Source organism: Arthrobacter sp. SD76, from assembly GCF_049726125.1.
Taxonomy (GTDB): domain Bacteria; phylum Actinomycetota; class Actinomycetes; order Actinomycetales; family Micrococcaceae; genus Arthrobacter; species Arthrobacter nitrophenolicus.
On record NZ_JBNBLR010000001.1, the window covers coordinates 4,013,646 to 4,035,019 of the forward strand.

The window sequence follows — 21,374 nt, forward strand, 5'->3', positions numbered from 1 at the left end:
ATGTCCTTCCTGGGACTAAGGGTTCAGGCGAGCGGAAAGTGGCAGGCAACCGCATCCTCGCCGGACCGCAGTTCCAGGGCGGGCGGCTCGGTTGCGCAGCGGTCCTGCGCCTTCCAGCACCTGGTCCGGAACCGACATCCTGTGGGCGGGTAGAGCGGTGACGGCACATCACCTTTGAGGATGATTTCCGTGTCCTCTCTCTTCATCCAGTCATCCATGCTCGGTGCTGCGGAAAGGAGGGCCTTGGTGTATGGGTGCCGGGGATTGGTGAACACCCGGTCTGCATCGCCTGTTTCCACGATTGTTCCGAGGTACATCACAGCCACCCTGTGGGCAATGTGGCGCACGACGCCGAGGTCATGGGAGATGAAGATGTAGGAGATGCCGGATTCGCGCTGCAGATCCTCCAATAGGTTCAGGATCTGCGCCTGGATGGAGACATCCAGGGCCGACACTGCCTCATCGCAGACAATCACCTGCGGTTTCAACGCCAATGCGCGGGCGATGCAGAGCCGTTGGCGCTGGCCGCCGGAGAACTGGTGCGGATACCGGTCAGCGTGTTCCGGGCGCAGGCCAACCCGTTCCAGGCAGGTGCTGATTTCCTGTGCCCAATCCTTCCGGTCCACGATCCCCGGGTGGATCTCCCATCCTTCGGAGATCAGTTCCCCGGCGCGCATCCGCGGGTTTAGGGAGGAGAACGGGTCCTGGAAGACCATCTGGATATGCCGACGCGCCGGCCGTGCTTCCTTGGCCGGGAGGGAACGAACGTCGCGGCCATCGAAGTGGATGCTTCCGGAGAGCGGCTTCAGCAGCCCTACAAGAGTCCTTGCGAGGGTGGACTTGCCGCACCCGGATTCGCCCACGATTCCGAGCGTCTCACCGCGGGCCAAAGTCAGGTCTATGCCGGAAACGGCGTGGACGGACCTTTTCTTGCCCAACAGGATACTGACTTGACCTGGTATCCGGCCACCAGGCCGGATACGTCCAGGAGTGCGGCGTTCTCAGACATGGGTGGCTCCCGTGGAGGTGAGGGACTGGACTCGTTCAGCGTGGTGGCAGGCGACGGTGCGGCCAGATCCTATAGCCCGTAATTCGGGAACGGACGCCGTGCATTCGTCGGTGGCGAACGGACATCTTGGATTGAAGTCGCACCCCTGAGGGCGGCTGCGGGGGTCGGGGGGATGCCCGGGGATGGGCACCGCCCGTCGTTGACCTGACCGTTCAGGTGTCGCCGCCATGAGGCCCTTGGTGTAAGGGTGGGCAGGGCGGGTAAAGACCTGTTCAACCGAGCCGAACTCCACGATGCGGCCGGAGTACATGACCGCCACCGCGTCCGCGGACCTCGCCACAACGCCGAGGTCGTGGCTGACAATGATCATCGCCATACCGCGTGCCTGGCAGCGCTGGCGGAGGAGACGGAGGACCTGGGCCTGCACGGTGACGTCCAGCGCAGTCGTTGGTTCATCGGCGATGATCAGGCTGGGCTGCAGCGCCAGGGCAATCGCGATGACAACGCGCTGGCGCATGCCGCCGGAGAACTGGTGCGGGTAGTTGTTGTATCTGTTGGTTTCATCCGGAATGCCGACTTCCTTCATGAGCGCCAATGCTTGATCGCGCGCCTCCGGCCGGCGCATATTGCGGATCCGCACGAACATTTCCGCGATCTGCTCCCCCACCGTTATCACCGGGTTCAAGGCAGACATCGGGTCCTGGAACACCATCGATATCTGCTGCCCGCGGATGGAGCGCCACTCCTGTTCGGAGAGGCCGATGAGTTCCTGGCCGCGGAACTTGATGCTCCCGGCCGAGATTCCGGCCCGCGGCGGCAGTAATCCGAGCATGGACAGGGAGGTGAGGGTCTTTCCGCTGCCGGACTCACCCACAATTGCCAGTGTCTTGCCTTCCTCGACTGAAAAGCTGGCATCACACACTGTTTTCACAGCTTCGCCGTCGCCCTGGAAGTCGATGGATAATCCGGAAACCTGCAGCAGCGGCGGTTTGCCCGTTGATTTTTCGGCAGTCATGGTCCTATCCGTTCTTGAGCAGGTCGGAGCGGTCGCGGAAGGCGTCACCAAGAATGCCGACGCAGACAACCACCAGGGCGAGGGCGAGTCCCGGCAGGGTTGCGATCCACCAGGCACTGGCAAGGTGATCGCGGCCGTTGGCGATCGTGGCGCCCCACGAGGCGTCGGAGAGGGGCACGCCCAAGCCCAGGAAGCTGAGGGAGGCTTCCGCCACCATGGTGAGCCCCACCTGGACGGTTGCTGCCACAATCAACGGCTGCCAGCACGACGGGATGATGTATTTGAGCAGGATGCGCGTATTCGATGCTCCCAGTACGCGCGCCGAATCCACGAAATCGAGGCTGCGGGTGGATAAGGCGGAAGCCCGGACTACCCTGGCAAAGATCACCCAGCGCGTAATGGCGAGGGCAAGGATCACGTTGATCAGGCTTGGCCCCAGGACGCCGGCCAGGAGGATGGCCAGCAGGATGGAGGGAAAGGCCAACTGGATGTCGCCCAGCCGCGAAATGAACGCGTCCCATTTACCCCCGAAGAAACCTGAAGTGACGCCCAGGACCAGTCCAACTGCTCCTGCGATCGCGATCGTGGCGAAGGCGACAGTCAGGGACACCCTGCTGCCCGCCACGATCTGGGCGAGCATGTCCCGGCCCAACTGGTCCGTACCCAGCAGTGCAACTGTGCCGTTGCTGAGCCGGCCACCCGGAGGCAGCAGCCTGTCCGCCACGCTCGTGTTGACGCCGTCGTAAGGGATGAGGAAGCTGCCGAACAGTCCGGCCACGACGAACAGCAAAAGGACCAGGGCAGCGGCAGCTGTCAGTGGACTGAGGAAGAATTTACGGCGAGTGGTCCGCGTCTTCGCCGGCGAGGCGGCGGTCAATGTGTTTGACATCAGGCTGTCTCCGGTGAGATTCGGGGGTCCACTGCGAAGTAGAGCAGATCGACGGCAAAGTTGATGATGACGTAAGCGACGGTGATGGCGATGACGGTGGCTTCCGCGATGGAGTAGTCGCGGTTGGTGATGGAATCCACCATGAGCGAGCCGATCCCGGGCCAGGAGAAGACGTTCTCGATGATGACAGCGTCCGCGATAAAGTGGCCCACGATAAATCCCAGGGCGGTGACAATGGGGACCATGGTGTTCTTCATGACATGGACGTAGAAGATGGTGCCTTGGCCAAGCCCTTTGGCTTTGGCCGTCCGAACGTAATCCTTGCTGCTTTCCTCCAGTGCCCCGTTCCGGACCAGGCGTGCAAGCCATCCGATAAAGGGAAGGGCTAGCGTAAACGCGGGCAGGATGGCGGTCCTGATGGTTCCGTCCGGGACGGCCGGGAGCCAATTCAGCCACCGGGAGAACACTAGGATCAGCATGATGCCTATCCAGAACGCGGGCAGGGCCTGGCCGGTCAGGGACATGACGGAGATGACCTTGTCCGCGATTGAGCCGGGGCGCCGAGAGCAGTAAATGCCCAGAGGTACGCCCAGGACCACGGTAAGGACGAAAGCGTAAAATGCCAGCAGCAGGGTGGCCGGCAGCCGGGACAGCGTGATGGCCAAGGCGTCGCCGCCCAGCCGCCACGACTCGCCGAAATCACCACGCAGAACATCCCACATGTGCTGGAAGTACTGGATCCAGAGCGGGTCCGTGAGTCCCATCTCTACCCGCACTTGTGCCACTTCCGCAGGGGTGGCGTTTGCTCCCACCATGAGCAGCGCGGGGTCGCCAGGAATGGCGCGCAGCACGATGAAAACTACGGTGACGGCACCGAAAATCAGGACCAGGGTCTGCCAGATACGTTTGGCCACAAATGCATTCATCTGGTTGCTCCTGCGGAGATTACGGCTCCATTGAGGTGCCGCGTTGACTCGCGAAGGATCATTTCCGCTGGAGTAATGATGTGCGACACCTCGTCCGAGGAAGCTGTGCGGTCAATCCTTTGCATCAGCAGGTTCACGGCCGAGGATCCGATCGATTCAGCCGGCAGGGCCATAGTAGACAGTGGGGGCTGCATGTAGGCAGAGAAGGGGTGGTTTCCGTATCCGAACACTTCGATGTCCTCGGGGATCCGCCGCCCGGCTTCCACCAAAGCCTTGTAGATTCCCAGGGCGAAGTGGTCGTTGCCCACCAGGACCGCTGTGCCCGGGACAAATTGGTCCATCAGGTCGTTCGCTGCACGGTAGGCGGCCGCGGGGTCCCACGGCAATGTGCTTGAATCCAGCCTGTTAGTGGGGACCCGCTGGACCAGGTGCCGTTCGGGACCCTGCCCGGCCTCGGTCATGGCCCTGACGTAGCCGCTGATGCGCGAGCGGACGGTGGAGATTTCCAAGTCCTCTTCCAGGAGGAAGACGCGCCGTTCGGCGTTGGTCTGGAGCAGCTGGCGGGTGGCGTCGTAAGCGCCCTGTTCGTAATCGACGCCGACGAAGTCGCAGTCGAAACCGTCCAGGTAGCGGTTGATAAGGACCATGGGAATGTCGTAGCGCTTCAGGAGTTCCCAGGATTCCACCGACTGCTGGGACGGGACGACTATGGCACCGTCCACGCCCCAGCGGTATAGGGTTTGGACCGCTGTGCGCTCATTTGCAGGGTTCTCTTCGGTGGCGAAGAGCAGCAATGAGTACCCGTGGTTCCTGCATTGTTCCTCGACGGAGCTGATGAGCCGGGCATAGAAAGGGTTTGACGGGTTGGTGATGACCAGCCCGATCGTCATCGCTTTCCCCAGGACCAGGGACCTCGCCATGGAGTTAGGCACGTAGCCCATGTCAGCCGCCGTCTTCTCGATGAGCTGGCGGGTGCTTTCCTTGACAGCGTCCTTGCCCGCGAGGGCGCGGGAGACTGTGTTGACGGAAAGGCCTAAGGTATCGGCCACTTTCTTGAGCGTTGCTCTGTTACTGCTCACGGTTACCTTCTTCAGTCTCCGCCGGTTGGGTTTCCGGCGTTACGTTGTGCTCAGGGATACGCGGGAAAGGTCCGGCTGGTTGCTGGCGACCGGGACGAAGCCCTCAAGCTTTTTCCGGCGGCCGTAGGCGGTGATGATACTTGCCGGGAAGATGCCGGCAGCATCCTCCCAGATAGTCTTGCAGGCCTCGGCATAAAGCTTCTCGCGCTCACCTTGGTCCCCCACCGAATGAGCCTTGTCCAGCACAGCGTCGAGGTCCTTGTTCGAGTAGCCCAGACGGTTGGCAGCCGTGGTGTACAGCCGGCCAAGCGTAAAGTCTGCATCCCCTGTGGTCACCGTGTTCGTCTGCAGGTCCATGTCCCAATCCAGCGAATTTAGCCGCTGCAGCCACTGCGCCTTTTCGATGCTCTGTGCCTCGACTTTGACCCCGATTTTCGCCCAGTCCGAAATCATGGCCTGGGCAAGCTCCGTGGCCGCCGGCCCAGTCCCGGCGAACCACATCAATGAAGTGGAGAAACCGTCAGGCATCCCGGCTTCGCTGAGAAGCTTGCTGGCCATGTCAGGGTCGTACTTATAGGGCTCCTGCCTGGCATAGCCAAATACCGTTGACGGGATGGGTGCTGTCATCACTTCCGCGCCCGCACCGTAAAGAGTGGAAACGATCTTTTCGATGTCCACCGCGTGCCACATGGCCCTGCGCACTCGCGGATCGGTGAAAGGTGGGCGGCTGCAGTTGAACCAGTTGAAGTAGTAGACGTAGCTGGGGATCCGCTCCACTGTTGCTTCCGCGATTGCTTCGACTTCCTTGACCTGGTCAGCGGGAATGGGCCACAGGAGGTCAACCTCACCCGTACTAAGTGAGGTGATGGAGCTTGAGGTCTCGGCGATGTACGGCATCTCAATATCAGGCTGTTTCCCTGCCTCGCCCCAGTAGGACTCAGCCCGCTTGAGTTTGAGCACGGAGGAGGGGACGAAGGAATCCACCGTGTACGGCCCGGACCCCACCGGCTTGGTGAAGAATCCGGCGGTGTCCGCTGCTTTCCCCGGGACGATGAAGAGCAGGGTGAGGTTTACCGGCAGCGTGCCCAGGGGGCTGTCCGTCTTGAAGGTGACGGTGTTGGGTCCACTGGCTTCCACGGAGACCACTGGTTTCCACAGCGGGGTCTGGGCCGAGGTGACCGCCTGAATGCGTTTCACCGAGGCCACCACATCGTCAGGCGTGAGCGGCGTACCGTCGTGGAAGTTCACGCCCTCGCGGAGGGTGAACACCCAAGTGGTGGGGTCGGGCTGCTCCCATTTAGTGGCAAGCGAAGGCTCGATGGCCGTGCCGTTGCGCCGCACCAAGGTATCGAAGATCAGGTATTTCGCGATCAGTGATGCCTCGTCCACAGCCGTGTTGGCTGCATGCGGATCCAGGTCCGTGATGGGCTGTCCGAACACGGCCTTCAGCGCACGGTCCGCCCCCGCAGTGGTTCCTCCCCCAACCCCGCAGGATGCAAGGAACGTGGCAGCCGCCCCCGCGCCCGTGAGAAAGATGAAATTCCGTCGATTTAACTCAAGCCCACCGGGCGTTCTGTTGAACATCTTTGTTCCCTCGTTAGGTAGCTGCTGTTTGTCCTAGCCCTTGAGCGCCAGGTAGATCTGCACCTTGGCGCTGCCCTGCGAATCCTCCGCCCCCGATTCGATATCCCCATTGAGGCGAAGCCATCCCCCGAATTCCGAGGTGGTCCAACTGACGGTCCCGGTATCCGACACAGTCTGCGCTTCGCCGTCCACGTCACACCAGTTCAGCCCGTCGGGTGAGATCTGTACCCGCGCCTTGATGGCTGTTCCGGGTTCGATGGCCAAGGTGTTGATGAACCAGCGGGCTTCATTGGCCCATGCAACCTCGTAGGGTTCCGTCTTGAAATTCCCACGAAGAGTGGCATTCCGTTCCAGGACTGCGGTAAAAGACTGTTTCATGTGCTGGCCTACCAATCAACGGAGATGAGAACTGAGTCGAGATAAACGAAATTGCGCACGTTAGTGTGTGTGCGGACGGACACGTAAAAATTGAGCAAATTGCCAAGCGACCCATATTCTTCGTCATAAGCGGGTACAGGAACGTCGCGCATGTCGAAGATCTCGTCGTTGACCTGCAGTTCAACATTGGTGCGGGTTTCTGTGTCGATGACCCATCTGACGTAGTGCCAGTTCACCTTCGTAGGGACCTCGTTGAAGCACAGTTCCTGCCGTTCGGTGAACTCGTGCCAGTCCTCCGGGTTGGGCGCAGTGAAATCGGCTGTCCGCGGCAGCTTTAGCTTGCCTTCGAAGTGCTCGCGGGGAGTGGGTTCCGGAACTGACGGGTAAACCCATTTCTGCACGATCTTATTGTCCAGGCTGGTGTTCAGGTAACGAGCCACACAGTGATAACGCACCCCGTCGCAAATGTCCGTGGCAATCGTCAGCGCACCGAACTGCCGCTCCGACGGGTGGAAATTTGCGTCCCAGTCACCGCTGCCTGCTTCATATGCGGCGCCGTTTTCCTCTGAATGAGCCTCTGCCTTGTACGCGAGGTAGGTCTCGAACTGCACCTTGCCCCGTCCGGCCATCGTGAGCCTGCGAATGGCTACCCCGGTATGCCCGGCCTCCGGACGTGTGGAAATCTTGAGGGCATACGTGCCGGACATAGCGCCATGGGTTCCGACGTCAAAGAAGTTGCAGGAACTCAACTGCGGCGGGCGGAAGTCACGCATGTGGTCATCCACGGTGTCCAGGTTTCCCTGCTCGTCATGGTTACCAATGAGTTCTATCCAGCCGTGGGTGCCGGAGTTGAAATCGTCATGCACCAAAATGCGGGGCAATGGGTTGAACTTGGACAGCGCCGGGTCTGCAGCGACGGCGGATTTCCGCAGAGCGTCCACCAGTTCACTTGATACATCAATACTCACGTTGGCTCCGTTTCAGGACCTTTGGATCTCCAACATTAACGTTCACGATAACGCTAATGTTGATGCCCCTTTCTGGGGGAAGATCGGAATGATAACGTTCACGATAACGTTCATATTTTCACTCTGTCAAGGCTTTTTTGCCAACCCTCTCGGTCGTCTTCTCGGTCGCTGTCGGGTCCAAGGACTGTTCCGCTTCGTATCTAAACGTGGCGGCTTCTGTGACGTGAACCGCTTGATAGGCACCTCTCAACCCGGCAGAGCATGACATGGCGGAACCCGATTCAATACCACCCCGGCGCGGACTGGCTCGATCCCGTCCCAGACCATAGGAGCGTGTTGGAAGCGGTCGAAGCTGGCGACCCAGAGGAAGCAGAGGCAGCATGAGATACGCACGCTCCCTGACCAGGGAGCGGCAGCGAGAAGACATCGCCCTGGCCAGCAGCGCGGAGCCTACCGCCGGCGTAAGAAGACCCTCACACCGGAACGGGCGGCCAGGCTGGTCCAGCGGGCCGCCCGTGGAGTTCCCAACTTCGTCCTCGCCAGCGACTACGGCATCTGCCGGGAAACGGTGTACCAATACCCACGTCAGGAAGGCCTCCTGAGACTTCACCTTGAGCCGCTGTGGTCGGTGCCCGGTGAGGTTGGCAGCTGTAGTCTCCAACCACACTCTCGAGGAATGTGGCCCGCATCCCCTTCTTCCACGTGCCCCTTACCCCGGACACCAAGCCGGCAGACGGTGGAAGTGGACCACACCTATGGTCCCGAGGACCTGGTGGCCGCCGGGCGCGACACCGAATACAAGGGCCTCACCAAGGCCGTCCGTTGCACTGAGAGGGCCGTAATCCTCCAAGGCAACAGAACCGTAGTGCTCGGATAAGTGGCCCTATGCGTGGGGGTACGGGTCAGCGTGGGTTGACGGGCAGAACGATGCGTTGGTGGGTGGAGTTGCTTACGACCGCGAAGGATGCGTACCAGGCGAGGAGAGCTGTCAGGAGTCCCAGCCAGCCGCCTACTCTGGTGACGGTGACGGCGCCGGTGTAGGCGCCGATGGCAAGGGCGAAGAACGTCGGAGTTAGGGTGATGAATGCCAGGAAGACGGCCCGGTTTGTCCGGCGTGCGGCTACAGTCATGTAGAGGGTGAAGATCCCCCAGGCCAGGAGGAACACGCCGATGCCTTTGCCGGCGTCCTTTCCCGCGGCGGAGAGGTCCGTGAACTGCACGAGATACCAGAATGCCATCCAGAACGCGCCGTAGGAGCAGAAGGCCGTCGCGCCAAAGGTGTTGCCTTTGGCTAATTCCCAGATGCCCGCAATGAGTTGGGCGATGCCGCCGTAAAACAGGGCAAGGCCGAGAACGACGGGTTCCACTGTGGCCGGCAACAGACCGGCGTTGAATGTGCTGAGGACAAAAGTGGTCAACGCGAACGCGGCCAGGCCTAGGGCGGCAGGGTCAGCGGAAACCGTGGCCCCGGCAGCGGCCGGTACTGGGCTGGCCGCGGGGCGGGATCTTGTTGCGGTGGCGGGGTTGTTCATCATTGAACTCCTTTTTGAGTGGCTTGGTGATGGTGCTGGTCTACGGCTCGACCGAAGAGTTCCTGCATGAACAGCTTTTGCCCACCTACGTCCGCGACCGCCACGGCCGCTCCACTCTCTGGCGGAGCCGCCAGTCCTGTCCGAGTCCACTCTTCCCCCTGTACGGCTCTTCTTGGTCTGGCACGCTGTACACGGGTCCAGGCATCAACGCGTTCGAGGTCTAGCAGACTTGCACTTCTGCCGTGCATTCGCGATAGGAGTTACGGAGGCAGCAGAGCCATCCCCGGTCCTTCCGAATCTCGGATTCTTCCGACGAGCTGGGTTAGCTTCATAGGTCGTTCAGTTGCTGGATGTCATGACCGAGAAGAACGACATCACATTCCTCCTGGGCCAGAACGAGAGGGCTTCCTGCCCTGTTCCTTTCTTTCCCTAGGAGTTGCGGATCTATTTGCGCTTCCTTCGAGAATTGATGAGAAGGCCAAACTTCCAGCGTCGGGCGTCGCCTTGTGAGCTCCGCCAGATGGCAGGGCGCCGGCCTTCCTCTTGTCTGACTTAAGCAACCTGGAGTGCCCTAATGGACTGCATAATGCGCTCGGTGACCTCGTCGATCTGGCCGATGCCGTCAAGCTGGGTCAGGATGCCGCGTTGGGCATACTGGGTCACCACGCCCTCGGTCTGCTGGTGGTAGAGGTCCAGGCGGTGGCGGATGACGGCCTCGTTGTCGTCGCTGCGGCCGGTTTCCTTGGCACGGCCCAGGAGCCGGGCCACGAGCTCCTCGTCGTCGGCGGTGAGTTGAAGGACGCCGTCAAGTTTCTGGTCACCGCTTTTCAGGATCTGATCAAGGTAGTCAACCTGTGCCGTGGTGCGCGGGTAGCCGTCCAGGAGGAAGCCGTTCTCGAGGTCGGTCTCACTGAGGCGGTCGCGGACCATTTTGTTGGTCACGCTGTCGGGAACGAAGTCCCCGGCATCTATGTACTTCTTGGCTTCGACACCCAGCCGGGTCTGGCCTTTAACGTTGGCCCGGAAGATGTCACCGGTCGAAATCGCAACGATGCTGAGGCGCTCTGAAATTCGTTCCGCCTGCGTGCCCTTGCCCGAACCCGGTGGTCCGATAATTAACATTCTGGTCATTGCAATAGCCTTTCGTAGTGGCGGTTCCCGTCCGCACCGGCATCATCAGGATTGTGAGGTAATCTGCGGACACGTTGCCGTACTCGATTGCCGGGGTGGAAGTTTAGTCGTGCAGGATTCGGGCCGCGGATTTTCATGACCGCAAGTCGTTGCGGTCCGGGCAGGGCTGGACGTTCTGGTTCGCAGAAGCAGAGGGCAGGCCGTTGTTCTTGTCAGACTCTGACTGTGCCCGGGAAAGGGCCCGCGGGGGCGGATCCCAAGGGTAGCGGGCGTAGACCTGATATCCCTCAACTTCCAGAGCATGGAATTGTCAGGCATAACCTCTTCGACCGTTCCTGCTCTGATGAGCTCACCGTGACGTCGTACTTCCACTAGGCCTAAGAGGCGCTGCCAGTCTGGCTCCAAGTAAGGATCCACGGCGTCCTGTCGGTTCCGGTATTGCTGAAAAGTGCGGGCTGGTAGTGAAGTATGGGCTGGTAAAGCGGTGAGGCGCCCAGAACGTTGCGATAGTTGATGATCCGGGTGACCATCGGGCGCGCCTCACCGCAGCTAGGGGCCGGCGTGGTTCTGCCAGCTAGAGGGACCGCTGCTCGACGCCGTTGTAGGCGCTCAGGGGGCGGATGAGGGAGTTCGATGCGGCCTGTTCCATGATGTGGGCTGTCCAGCCAGTGATGCGGCTGGCAACGAAGATGGGGGTGAACATCTTGGTGTCGAAGCCCATGAGGTGGTAGGTGGGCCCGGCCGGATAGTCGAGGTTCGGCTTGATGGCCTTTGCCTCGTCCATGGCCTGCTCGAGTCCGTTGTAGAGTCCCAGCAGTTCAGACCGCCCGTAGTGGGCGATCATTTTGTCTAGAGCTGCCTTCATGGTGGGCACGCGGGAATCGCCGTGCTTGTAGACGCGGTGGCCGAAACCCATGACCTTTTTCTTGTGGGCCAAGGCATCTTCCATCCAGGCCTTGGCCCGTGCCGCCGCTTCCTCAAAGGATTCCTCGGCCCGGATGCCGATCTCCTCGAAGGTGTGCATGACGGCTTCGTTGGCGCCGCCGTGCAGGGGGCCCTTAGGGCCCCAATGGCCGCTGTCACGGCAGAATGAAGGTCGGACAACGTAGAGGTCACAACTCGCGCCGTGAAGGTGGAGGCGTTGAAGGAGTGCTCGGCGTAGAGAATCATCGAAACATTGAACGCCTCGACGACCTCCGGCACGGCTTCCTCGCCAAAGGACATCCAGAGGAAATTGGCGGAGTAGCCGAGGTCATCGCGCGGCTCCACTGGTTCCTGCCCGCGCCGGCGGCGCTGGTCGTAGGCCACAACGGCTGGCATGGCTGCGAATAGGTCCACCGCTTTGGCCATGTTGGCCTCCCGGGAGGAGTCCTCTGCCAGGGGGTGCCGGGCGCCCATGACCGAGGCGGCGGTGCGGCAGACGTCCATGGGATGGGCCGTGACCGGCAGGGCGTCCACAACCTGTTTCACTGCCGGCTCCAGGGCGCGACCGGCCCGTTCCTGTCTTGTGAAGGCGGCCAGTTCCTCGGGATTGGGGAGTTCTCCGTTCCAGAGCAGGTAGGCGACTTCCTCAAAGCTGCACCGGGCGGCCAGTTCCTGGACCGGGTAGCCCCGGTACAGCAATGAGTTCGTGTCGGGGTTGACCTTGGAGACGGCGGTGTAGTCCACAACGACGCCTGCGAGGCCCTTTTTGATCTCTGTGTCAGCCATGCTGAACTCCTTCGTTGCAGTTCCTTGTACTAGCGAATGTGGGGGATCTGGAAGTTGAAAATGCCAGAATCGAACTTGTTGTAAGCCTCGTAGTCCACGAGGTCATACAGGCGGGCCCGGGTGAGCATTTCCGGCACCCGTACCTCCTGCGTTCCCAGGTTCTTTAGCGTGTCCAAGACCCGTTCGGCGGCGCCCATGGCACTGCGGAGGAGGGTGACGGGGTAGATGACCATGTTTACGCCGACGTCCTGGAGCTGTTTGGTGGTGAACAGGTCGCTCTTGCCGAACTCTGTCATGTTGGCCAGGATGGGCACATCCACGGCGTCGCGGATGGCCTGGAACTCGCTGAGGTCCTTCATGGCCTCCGGGAAGATGGCGTCCGCTCCTGCTTCAACGAGTGCCTTTGCCCGGTCCTGCGCTGCCGCCAGTCCATCCGTGGCGCGGATGTCGGTGCGGGCCATGATGAGGAAGTTCGGGTCGCGGCGGGCGTCGGCGGCGGCACGAATGCGCTTGGTTGCCGTCTCCAGGTCCACCACGTTCTTGCCGTCGAGGTGTCCGCAGCGCTTGGGGTTGAACTGATCCTCAATGTGCAGTCCGGCCAGGCCGGCGTTCTCCAGTTCCTGAACGCTGCGGGCAACGTTCATGGGCTCACCGAAGCCGGTGTCTGCGTCCACGATGGCGGGCAGGTCCGTCATCCTCGCGATCTGCCCCGCCCGGGTCGCGACCTCCGTCAACGTGGTGAGGCCGATGTCGGGCAGGCCGAGGTCGTTGGCGAGGACCGCGCCGGAGATGTAGACCCCTTCGAAGCCCTTCTCCTCGATCAGCCGGGCCGAAAGCGGGTTGAACGCCCCCGGGAACTGCGCGATGGTCCCCGAGGCCAGGATTTCCCGCAGCTTGATGCGCTTCTGCTCAGGCGTGGTCTTTGAATACAGCATTTAGAACAATCCCTTCGGTGCGGCCGAGAGGTCGATGACGTCGGGGGCGGCGGTGATGTTCAACTGGTCAAGCTCACCTGCGGCAAGTTCCGGCAGGCGTTCGACGGCGGCCAGGAACCTTTCAATTTCGGCCTCCTCCACGAGGCCGGCGGCCAGGGTCCGGAACTTGTGCACGTACTGCTCGCGGGCGAACGGCCGGGCACCGAGGGGGTGGGCGTCGGCCACGGCGATCTCGTCCTGAATGACGGTGCCGTCGGCCAGCGTGATCTCCACGGATCCCCCGAAGGCCTTCTCGGAGATGTCCAGGGAGTGGTACCGGCGGGTCCATTCCGGGTCTTCCTCGGTGCTGACCTTCTGCCACAGGGCCACCGTGTCCGGCCGGGCGGCGCGTTCAGGGGCGTAGGAGTCCACGTGGTGCCAGGCCCCGTCCTGCAGGGCCACGGTGAAGATGTAGGGGATGGAGTGGTCCAGGGTTTCCCGGGACGCGGCGGGGGAGTACTTCTGGGGATCGTTCGCGCCGGAACCGATGACGTAGTGCGTGTGGTGGCTGGTTTTGATCAGCACGGATTTCACATTCGCCGGGTCGGTGGCCTCCGGGTGCTCCCGGTTCAGCTTCCGGGCCAGGTCGATCCATGCCTGTGCCTGGTACTCGGCGGAGTGTTCCTTGGTGTACGTGTCCAGGATGGCCCGCTTCGCCTCACCCGGCAACGGCAGCGGAACCATGTAGGAGGCATTGGGACCGTCCAGGAGCCAGGCGATGACGCCGTCTTCGCCTTCGTAGATCGGCACGGGGGAGGTCTGGCCGCGCATGGCGCGGTCGGCGGCTTCGACGGCCATCTTCCCGGCGAACGCGGGGGCGTGGGCCTTCCAGGTGGAGATCTCGCCCTTGCGGGACTGGCGGGTGGCGGTGGTGGTGTGCAGGGCCTGCCCGACGGACTGGAAGATGGTCTCGACGTCGAGCCCCAGCAGGGTGCCGATGCCGGCGGCGGCGGACGGGCCCAGGTGGGCGACGTGGTCGATCTTGTGCTTGTGCAGGCAGATCGCCTTGACCAGGTTCACCTGGATCTCGTACCCGGTGGCGATGCCCCGGACCAGGTCAGCACCGCTGGCGCCCACGTGCTGGGCGACGGCAAGGATCGGGGGGATGTTGTCGCCCGGGTGGGAGTAGTCGGCGGCGAGGAAGGTGTCGTGGTAGTCCAGTTCCCGGACGGCCACGCCGTTGGCCCAGGCCGCCCATTCCGGGGAGACGCGGTCACCGATACCGAAGACCTTGGCGCCCTGGCCCCCGGTCGACGGGGCGTGGGTGAGGGCCTGCGCCCGGGCAGCCACGATCGGGGCCCGGTTCAGCGAGGCGATGGCCACAGAGGCGTTGTCGATGATGCGGTTGATCACCATCTCGGTGACATCATCAGTGACGGCTACCGGGTCGGCTGCCACCAGGGCGATCTTGTGGGCCAGCTGGTCCTCGCGGGGCAGGTTTTCCTCGCTCTTGTACACGCGGACGTGATGTTCCTTAACCATGGGGGCTCCCTTGCTGTATATGGACGGCTAATGAGGTGTTTGGGTGGCTTTGACGTGGGAAAGACTGCGGTGCAGATGCGCGGTGGTGGCCGCTGCTGCCAGGCGCGGGTTGCGGGCCGCGATGGCCTCGGCGATGGCCGCGTGCTCGGCCGCTGCCGCGGTCAGCCGGGCGGCGTCGTCGGCCGCCAGCCTGCGGACACGCACCAGATGCACCCGGAGGCTCCTCATGGCCTGGGCCAGGTAGGAGTTGGAGATGGCGGTATCGATGGCCTCATCGAGCCGGCCGACAAGAACGTAGTAGTCGTGGCGCGCCGGATCATCGCCGCTGATCATGGCCGGCGCTTCCTGCAGCTCCTTCTGGAGCTGCAGGAAGAGTGCAGCGTCGCCCCGCTCGGCAGCTAGCGCCGCTGCCTTGCACTCAAGTGTTTCGCGCAGCTCGAACAGCTCGTCGATGTCGGCCAGCGAAATATCGGTGACGACGACGCCGCGGCCGCCCGCCGCCGTCGTCAGCCCTTCCGCCGTGAGGCGGCCCAGCGCTTCCCGGAGCGGCGTGCGGGACACCCCGAGGCGTTCCGACTGCTCAACTTCAGCCAGGACAGTGCCCGGGAGGAGGCGCCATTCAATGATGTCATCACGCAGGGCCGCATAGGCCTTGTCACTGGCGCGCAATCCTGCCTCCTTCACCGGCGTCGAGTCCAGTGTATACATGATCGGCCCCTTTTGCCTAGCGCTCCGCGGATCCAGGGGTAGCTTCTGTCGTTGGTGTATACAAAACTCTTGTGTCATGCGTCAGTCTCGGGCTAGCATGAGCCGCATCACATCGTCGACGGGATTGAATTCATGGTCACCAAGAACTACCGGGACAGCTACGCATACAGCCTGGAGAAGCCCGCGGAATTCTGGCTGGACGCCGCCAGGAAGATCTCCTGGTCGACCCCGCCGCGCCAAGCCATCGATTCCAGCAGGGCACCGCTGTACGGCTGGTTCCCTGACGGCGTCCTGAACACGTCCTACAACGCCTTGGACCGGCACGTGGAGGCTGGCCGCGGTGACCAGGACGCGCTGATCTACGACTCAGCAATGCTTGGAATCAAACGCAGCTATACCTATGCCGAATTGACCGGGCTGGTGGCACAGTTCGCGGGAGTTCTGCGCTCCCGCGGTGTTGGCAAAGGCGACCGGGTGGTCATCTACATGCCCATGATTCCCGAAGCGGCGATCGCCATGCTGGCGACCGCCCGGCTGGGAGCTGTGCACTCCGTCGTCTTCGGCGGCTTCGCCCCCAGGGAACTGGCCGCCCGCATCCGGGACGCCGCGCCCGCAGCGGTGGTCACGGCTTCCGGCGGCATCGAACCCTCGCGCCGGATCGAGTACCTGCCTGCCGTCGAGGAAGCCCTCGGCCTGGCCGGTGCGGAAAGCCTGCCGGTCCTGGTCAAGGCCCGGGAGGGCTTCGCCTCCTCCGTGGCGGACCACGCCGGCTGGCTGGACTGGGATACCGAGATGAGCACCGCCGTACCCGCCGCGCCGGTCGACGTCAAGGCCACCGACCCCCTCTACGTCCTCTACACCTCCGGCACCACCGGTGCGCCCAAAGGGGTGGTGCGGGACAACGGCGGCTACGCCGTCGCCCTCAGCTGGACCATGGAAAACATCTACGACGTTGGTCCCGGTGATGTCATGTGGACAGCCTCCGACGTTGGGTGGGTCGTGGGGCACTCGTATATCGTCTACGCCCCGCTGCTGGCTGGCGCCACCACGGTGATCTACGAAGGAAAGCCCGTTGGCACGCCCGACGCCGGCGCGTTCTGGCGGGTCATCCAGGACCACAATGTCAACGTACTGTTCACGGCGCCCACCGCCCTGCGCGCCATCCGAAAAGCCGACCCCGAGGCGAAGCTGCTGGAAGGGTACGACATTTCCAGCCTGCGCACCCTGTTTGCTGCCGGTGAGCGCCTGGATACCGACACCTTTCACTGGGCCTCCCGCGTGATGGGGGTGCCGGTGGTGGACCACTGGTGGCAGACCGAGACCGGCTGGGCCATCTGCGCGAACCCGCGCGGGCTCGATGACCTGCCGATCAAGGCCGGATCGCCCAGCGTGCCGATGCCCGGCTTCAGGCTCAACATTGTCGACGCCACCGGCGGGGACGTCGAGAACGGGACAGAAGGCAACATCGTTCTGAGGCTGCCGCTGCCGCCGGGCACCCTGACCACCCTTTGGCGTGACGACGAGCGCTACATCTCCTCCTATCTGCAGGCCTTCGAGGGCTACTACACCACCGGGGACTCCGGCTACCGGGACGAGGAGGGCTACCTCTACGTGATGGGCCGCACCGACGACATCATCAACGTCGCCGGGCACCGGCTGTCCACCGGAGCCATGGAACAGGTGATCGGCCAGCACCCAGCAGTGGCCGAATGCGCCGTGATCGGCCTCGCGGACCCGCTGAAGGGGCAGCGGCCCAGCGGCTACGTCGTGCTCAAGTCCGGGGTCGACGTGCCCGAGGAGATCCTGGTCAAGGATTTGATCGCCCTGGTGCGGCGCGACATCGGCGCCGTGGCGGACTTCAAGCACGTCACCGTCGTAGAGGCCCTGCCCAAGACCCGCTCAGGAAAGATCCTGCGCAAGACGATGCGCCAAATCGCCGACGGCGACGAATACCTGGTGCCGTCCACGATCGAAGACTCCGGCGTGATTGAGAAGCTCATCGAGACCCTGCGCCCCGCCGCCGCGGGCGATTAGCCCCGGGGCGCGGGTAGGCGGGGAGGGGCGTCCTAACGACGACCGGGCGAACAATGCGGGTGCAGCGGTCGGTGAACTGGACGCGGGTGTGGCAGCGACACCCGAGCCGATGCACTTGGAAGCAACATGTTCACACGAGTGCGAGAGCCCAGGGCGCGCTGCGGTTTGCGTCCACATTAACGGTCGCGCTGGAAGCTGCCATTCACGCAGTAGCGTCTGGGAACTTCCTCCCGTGTATGCGGATGAGACTGGCCCTTGGCAAGAGTCAGCCTAAACCACGCCCAAACCTGACGCCAGAACCGCCTGACGTGGGCGTACTTGTTCTGCAGGCGTGGCTTCCCTTTGTTCTCCTACGCCGCGGCCCAGTCACAACATGTGCTATAGCCACCTTTTACCCTAGCCGACCTCAGCAGGTCCAAATTCATTGAGCTATGTCGACCATTCCCAGCTTGACCGCCCTGTTTCCTTCCCCTCCGACTGTCAGGGTGGGATCTGAGAACATCATGAGCCACTGTCAGTAAAACTGTATTGCGCACTGTTCTGACGCCAAGGCATGAAGGCCGCTATCGCTTCTGCTCCCCGGGACGCACCAAACGGCTACGTGACGAAATCTGCATTATCGGCGTTTGAAGCAGGTGGGGAAATCGCTCTGGGAGCAATGAAACGTACGCCCTTAAGAAGGAACAGCCGACGGGATCACCGTCGGCTGTTCCATTTCCTGTGTAACTCCTAATGGTGGAGGAGCTTCAAATGCCCTGCCTGGTCATCCTTTCGGTGTGACGTGTAGTCGGTCGAAGGAGACCTGATCGCCGTCCTTGTTCAGGACCACGATGTCGTCGCGGCCGTTTTGGACGTCGGCGGGGAGGATGAATTCGACGGTGTTATCCGTGGTCGGGAAGATCCATCCGATTCTGTAACTGTGCTTGTTGAGGTAGACGTAGTACCACTGGCCGTATTCGAGGCCGTTGAGGATGACTTTCTGGCCGTTGCGGTACTTGTCGCTGGTGCCCAGATCGGATGGTGCGGTTAGCCCGTCGAGGTTCTGAACAGTCAGGGCAGGTTCAGTTTCAGGCTGTGCGGGCTGGAGGTTGAGCTCGATCCGGCCACCGGTCACCGCGGTGGAAACGTGCTTTGCCCCGTTCTTGGCGCTTGCCTCGAAGGACATGGACTCAAGGGTGCCCGCTGTGAGGTCGGCGGCTGTGAGCACGTGGTCGTGGGTGGTTGTGATGCTGTCACCGGCTGCGAGCCGTTCTTGGCTGATGCCGGCCGCGGGGGCGCCGACACCTGTCAGCAGGACGTTGCCGGCGTTGCCGAGGGTGTAGGTATAGGTGATGGTGTCCCCTGCGGAGGCGTACTTGTCGCCGTCGGCGTCTTTCCATTCGGCGGCAACGGTGCCTTCAAGTTTCGCGTCGCGGACCTTCAGGTCTACTTCGCCGCCATCCATTGCGTAGGTCCTGCTGGTCTGGCCGGCGGCGCTGACTTCCCATGTGGTGCTGGGCACGAAGAATCCCTGTTCGGCCTCTTCGGCGGTGACGGTGTGGCGGGGGGTTGCGCAGGTGTAGCTTTGGCCCGCGGGCAGGGCGCTGTAGCGGCAGTTGCCGGGCCCTTCAGGGACGAAGGGGCTGAAGTTCCCGGCCGTGGGGACGATCCTTTCGGTGAGCGGGCCGGTGTTGGCGACGTCGAATTTGTAGGGGAAAGCTTCGCCCGCCACGTAGGGCTGGGCTGCCAGGTCCCGGCCGCCGTCGTTGCGGCTGCCCTTGATGTCCGCCGCGAGGAGCCCGTCGCGCAGCGCCACCGCAGCTCCGGTGAAGGCGACGGTCTTGGTGAGGGTGGGTGTTGCGCTTGCTGTCACGGAGAACACGGCTTCGGGGATGAAGTAGCCGCGGGACATGTCTTCGGCCGTCACGGTGTGCTTGGCCGTGGTGCATGTGTAGCTGACCCCGGCGGCGAGGTTGTTGTAACGGCAGTTCGGGGCTGTCGGGGGCAGGAAGCCGGCGTCAAAGGAGCCGGAGACAGGGACGGAGTTGGCGGTGACGTTGGCGGTGCTTCTGATGTTGAAGGTGTAGGTCAGCGCGTCACCGGCTTTGTAGGGGTTGGTTGCGACGTCACGGGCAGGTGCGGATCCTGTAATTGTGAGGCCCACCTGGGGCGCGACCGGCACCGTGGCGGTGAAGGTGTACTGGGACACGCGGCCGTCAGCGGTGGTGAAGGCGGCGTTAAGGTTTTGCGGGCCGCTGGCGTTGGAGGGAGCGGTGAGTGCCACGTTCACGGTCACGGAGTCGCCGGGTGCGACGTCGGGCACCGGTACGGTGGTGGCGGACCAGCCGGTGGGTGTGTAGATGGTTGCAGTGGCGCCAGATAGTGTGCCGGCTTCCTGGTTGGTTACTGTCACCGGCACCTGCTGGGTGGCACCGGGCGTGGTGGTGACCGGGGGCGCCGACAGCGGGGCGCAGGCGTAGTTGAGCCAGGCGTCGTCGAAGGTCGCGAACTGCATGTTGTCGGTGTAGTTGGCCTCATACAGGACCCCGAATTTGCCGTCCTCCAGCCGGGTCACGGTGGAGTAGGCGGAAAACCGGGCCGGATGGTCCGCACACCGGGCCAGGTGGCGCCGTCGTCGCAGGAAATGCGGGCTGAAACGTTCTCGCGGCCGGTCTTGGAATTGGAGTTGGTGAAGATCAGCTTCTTTGCCTCGGCTGAGCCTTGTGCCGCGGACGGGTACATGCGTGTGATGGCGCCGTTGTTGGCCGGGTCCGGGAGTTCGGTGTCCTGGGTGACCGGACCGTAGGTGGTTCCGCCGTCGCTGGAGTATGCGATCTTGCGGTATCCCCGGTTGGCGTTGTCCCGCGAGTTCAGCAGGACCCGCCCGTCGGAAAGTTCCACTGTCTTGTTTTCGTCCATCCGGTCGCCAACGTTGGCGCCCTTGTGCCAGGTAACACCGTGATCATCCGAGTAGACGCTGTAGGCCTGGATCCTGTTGGTGCCGTCCGCCTGTCGAACATCCCCTGCGTACTGCTGGATCAGCCGTCCCTTGTGCGGACCGTACTTAAGCTGAATGCCTTCACCGGAGGACGCGAAGTTGGAGCGGACATCCCCGGCCACAGGGCTGGTCTTGCTGGTCCCGGGTTTGGTGACGTCAGTGATAAGGCGCGGTTTACTCCAGGTGATGCCACCGTCCGTGGATTCAATGACGGCAGAAGAAATGACGTTCCGGTCCGCGTCATCGTTGCCGAACTGGCTCCCGCCGAAACCCTGGTCCTTGGAGTACACGAAGAAGGCGAAAACCTTCCCGGCCTCGGCGTCATGGATGTAGGAGGGGTCGCTGTAGCCGTACTTCGGGCCGGTCGCATCCCCCACGTGCCCGGCCGCGATGACCTGCACCGGGCCCCAGGTCCGGCCGCCATCGGTGCTGCGCCGCTGGACGATGGAGTTGGGGTTGGGGGCGTCGGCGGCGCTGCCGGGCCTGCCATCCCACGCCGCCAGGACCACCCCATTACCGAGGTAGGTCAAGGCAGGGATGCGGTAAAAGAAGTTGTTCCCCGTCCTGTCCGCTGCCAGGTTCACTTCCTGGAAAGACCCGGGAGGGACGGTTGGGCTGCTGGACGGAATGGGCGCGGCCTGGGCGGCGATTCCGCTTCCGGCGAGCACAGCCAGAGCCAGTGCGCCGGCCCCCGCAGCCCGTCCTATCGATCGTTGTCGCCTGCGTCTTGTCGTATCTCGCAAATCCTTTGCCCTTTCTGGACGCCGCCGCGCGGCCCTACATGAAGACGTCGATGCAGGTCAGGCAGCAACCCTGCTGCTCCTTCCACATACGACGTCCTACAAACCATAGGGTGTCCGCCGTCACAAAGCCAGAGGTAGCTACACTAAAGATGTGACATCCTACGTTCCGCTCCCCTTCCCGCATGCCCGTCCGTCTCTTGAGAGGGTTCTTGCCGTGCGGGGTACGGCGGGTACC

Annotated in this window: 15 protein-coding genes and 4 pseudogenes; 4 read left to right on the top strand and 15 right to left on the bottom strand. The window is 62.8% G+C overall.

Annotation, left to right across the window (positions count from 1 at the left end; genetic code table 11):
• Positions 1-23: 23 nt before the first annotated feature.
• The 8 genes from ACPEE0_RS19465 to ACPEE0_RS19500 all read right to left on the bottom strand — a co-directional run bounded on the left by ACPEE0_RS19465 (position 24) and on the right by ACPEE0_RS19500 (position 7,848).
• Positions 24-938 (bottom strand): ABC transporter ATP-binding protein, encoded by a 915-nt coding sequence (locus ACPEE0_RS19465; RefSeq protein ID WP_424575105.1) that lies wholly within the window; start codon positions 936-938, stop codon positions 24-26.
• Positions 939-1,001: 63 nt separating this feature from the next.
• On the bottom strand, positions 1,002-2,024 hold the full coding sequence (locus ACPEE0_RS19470) for an ABC transporter ATP-binding protein (protein ID WP_424575106.1): 1,023 nt from the start codon (positions 2,022-2,024) through the stop codon (positions 1,002-1,004).
• A gap of 4 nt (positions 2,025-2,028) precedes the next feature.
• Positions 2,029-2,913: an ABC transporter permease gene (locus ACPEE0_RS19475; RefSeq protein WP_424575107.1), complete on the bottom strand. Its 885-nt coding sequence runs from the start codon at positions 2,911-2,913 to the stop codon at positions 2,029-2,031.
• Entirely contained in the window at positions 2,913-3,839 is a 927-nt protein-coding gene (locus ACPEE0_RS19480; protein ID WP_424575108.1) for an ABC transporter permease, read from the bottom strand. The genes ACPEE0_RS19475 and ACPEE0_RS19480 overlap by 1 nt, the downstream gene beginning before the upstream one ends.
• Positions 3,836-4,918 carry a LacI family DNA-binding transcriptional regulator gene (locus ACPEE0_RS19485; RefSeq protein ID WP_424575109.1) on the bottom strand — a complete coding sequence of 361 codons (1,083 nt, stop codon included), beginning with the start codon at positions 4,916-4,918 and terminating at the stop codon, positions 3,836-3,838. The genes ACPEE0_RS19480 and ACPEE0_RS19485 overlap by 4 nt, the downstream gene beginning before the upstream one ends.
• Positions 4,919-4,957: 39 nt before the next feature.
• The gene (locus ACPEE0_RS19490) at positions 4,958-6,358 is read right to left on the bottom strand and encodes an ABC transporter substrate-binding protein (protein WP_424575110.1); all 1,401 of its coding nucleotides are present in this window, start codon (positions 6,356-6,358) and stop codon (positions 4,958-4,960) included.
• A gap of 177 nt (positions 6,359-6,535) precedes the next feature.
• Positions 6,536-6,880: a hypothetical protein gene (locus ACPEE0_RS19495; protein WP_424575111.1), complete on the bottom strand. Its 345-nt coding sequence runs from the start codon at positions 6,878-6,880 to the stop codon at positions 6,536-6,538.
• A gap of 8 nt (positions 6,881-6,888) precedes the next feature.
• Complete coding sequence (locus ACPEE0_RS19500; protein ID WP_424575112.1) at positions 6,889-7,848, bottom strand: DUF6772 family protein; 960 nt, start codon at positions 7,846-7,848, stop codon at positions 6,889-6,891.
• A gap of 386 nt (positions 7,849-8,234) precedes the next feature.
• Here ACPEE0_RS19500 and ACPEE0_RS19505 point away from each other — a divergent pair.
• Together ACPEE0_RS19505 and ACPEE0_RS19510 are read left to right on the top strand one after the other, a co-directional pair.
• Positions 8,235-8,446, top strand: a pseudogene (locus ACPEE0_RS19505) (recombinase family protein); the annotation flags it as partial.
• A gap of 126 nt (positions 8,447-8,572) precedes the next feature.
• Positions 8,573-8,725: pseudogene (locus ACPEE0_RS19510) on the top strand (formyltetrahydrofolate deformylase); the annotation flags it as partial.
• Positions 8,726-8,750: 25 nt separating this feature from the next.
• Here ACPEE0_RS19510 and ACPEE0_RS19515 read toward each other — a convergent pair.
• Positions 8,751-9,383, bottom strand: coding sequence for an acetate uptake transporter (locus ACPEE0_RS19515; protein ID WP_424575113.1), 633 nt, complete (start codon positions 9,381-9,383; stop codon positions 8,751-8,753).
• An 11-nt stretch (positions 9,384-9,394) separates the two neighbouring features.
• Between ACPEE0_RS19515 and ACPEE0_RS19520 the strand changes: the two genes are divergently transcribed.
• Positions 9,395-9,604, top strand: a complete 210-nt coding sequence (locus ACPEE0_RS19520) for a hypothetical protein (RefSeq protein ID WP_424575114.1) — start codon at positions 9,395-9,397, stop codon at positions 9,602-9,604.
• Positions 9,605-9,932: 328 nt separating this feature from the next.
• Here the strand turns inward: ACPEE0_RS19520 and ACPEE0_RS19525 are convergent, their stop codons facing one another.
• The 5 genes and pseudogenes from ACPEE0_RS19525 to ACPEE0_RS19545 all read right to left on the bottom strand — a co-directional run bounded on the left by ACPEE0_RS19525 (position 9,933) and on the right by ACPEE0_RS19545 (position 15,346).
• A complete protein-coding gene (locus tag ACPEE0_RS19525) occupies positions 9,933-10,502 on the bottom strand; it encodes an adenylate kinase (RefSeq protein ID WP_424575310.1) in 570 nt (189 codons plus the stop codon).
• Between the two features lie 583 nt (positions 10,503-11,085).
• A pseudogene (locus tag ACPEE0_RS19530) lies at positions 11,086-12,221 on the bottom strand (bifunctional 2-methylcitrate synthase/citrate synthase).
• A 29-nt stretch (positions 12,222-12,250) separates the two neighbouring features.
• Complete coding sequence (prpB, locus tag ACPEE0_RS19535) at positions 12,251-13,156, bottom strand: methylisocitrate lyase (protein ID WP_424575115.1); 906 nt, start codon at positions 13,154-13,156, stop codon at positions 12,251-12,253.
• Positions 13,157-14,677, bottom strand: a complete 1,521-nt coding sequence (locus ACPEE0_RS19540; protein ID WP_424575116.1) for an MmgE/PrpD family protein — start codon at positions 14,675-14,677, stop codon at positions 13,157-13,159.
• 27 nt (positions 14,678-14,704) lie between these two features.
• Positions 14,705-15,346, bottom strand: a complete 642-nt coding sequence (locus tag ACPEE0_RS19545; RefSeq protein WP_424575311.1) for a GntR family transcriptional regulator — start codon at positions 15,344-15,346, stop codon at positions 14,705-14,707.
• A gap of 171 nt (positions 15,347-15,517) precedes the next feature.
• On the opposite strand from ACPEE0_RS19545, the gene ACPEE0_RS19550 reads away from it, so the two are divergent.
• Positions 15,518-17,419, top strand: a complete 1,902-nt coding sequence (locus ACPEE0_RS19550; RefSeq protein WP_424575117.1) for an AMP-binding protein — start codon at positions 15,518-15,520, stop codon at positions 17,417-17,419.
• A 763-nt stretch (positions 17,420-18,182) separates the two neighbouring features.
• On the opposite strand, the pseudogene ACPEE0_RS19555 reads toward ACPEE0_RS19550, so the two are convergent.
• A pseudogene (locus tag ACPEE0_RS19555) lies at positions 18,183-21,139 on the bottom strand (exo-alpha-sialidase).
• Between the last annotated feature and the right edge of the window lie 235 nt (positions 21,140-21,374).

Coding starts and splice junctions, on each gene's coding strand:
- ACPEE0_RS19470 (WP_424575106.1), bottom strand. CDS start 2,024: ATGACTGCCGAAAAATCAACGGGCAAACCGCCGCTGCTGCAGGTTTCC.
- ACPEE0_RS19475 (WP_424575107.1), bottom strand. CDS start 2,913: ATGTCAAACACATTGACCGCCGCCTCGCCGGCGAAGACGCGGACCACT.
- ACPEE0_RS19480 (WP_424575108.1), bottom strand. CDS start 3,839: ATGAATGCATTTGTGGCCAAACGTATCTGGCAGACCCTGGTCCTGATT.
- ACPEE0_RS19495 (WP_424575111.1), bottom strand. CDS start 6,880: ATGAAACAGTCTTTTACCGCAGTCCTGGAACGGAATGCCACTCTTCGT.
- ACPEE0_RS19515 (WP_424575113.1), bottom strand. CDS start 9,383: ATGATGAACAACCCCGCCACCGCAACAAGATCCCGCCCCGCGGCCAGC.
- ACPEE0_RS19525 (WP_424575310.1), bottom strand. CDS start 10,502: ATGTTAATTATCGGACCACCGGGTTCGGGCAAGGGCACGCAGGCGGAA.
- prpB (WP_424575115.1), bottom strand. CDS start 13,156: ATGCTGTATTCAAAGACCACGCCTGAGCAGAAGCGCATCAAGCTGCGG.
- ACPEE0_RS19540 (WP_424575116.1), bottom strand. CDS start 14,677: ATGGTTAAGGAACATCACGTCCGCGTGTACAAGAGCGAGGAAAACCTG.
- ACPEE0_RS19550 (WP_424575117.1), top strand. CDS start 15,518: ATGGTCACCAAGAACTACCGGGACAGCTACGCATACAGCCTGGAGAAG.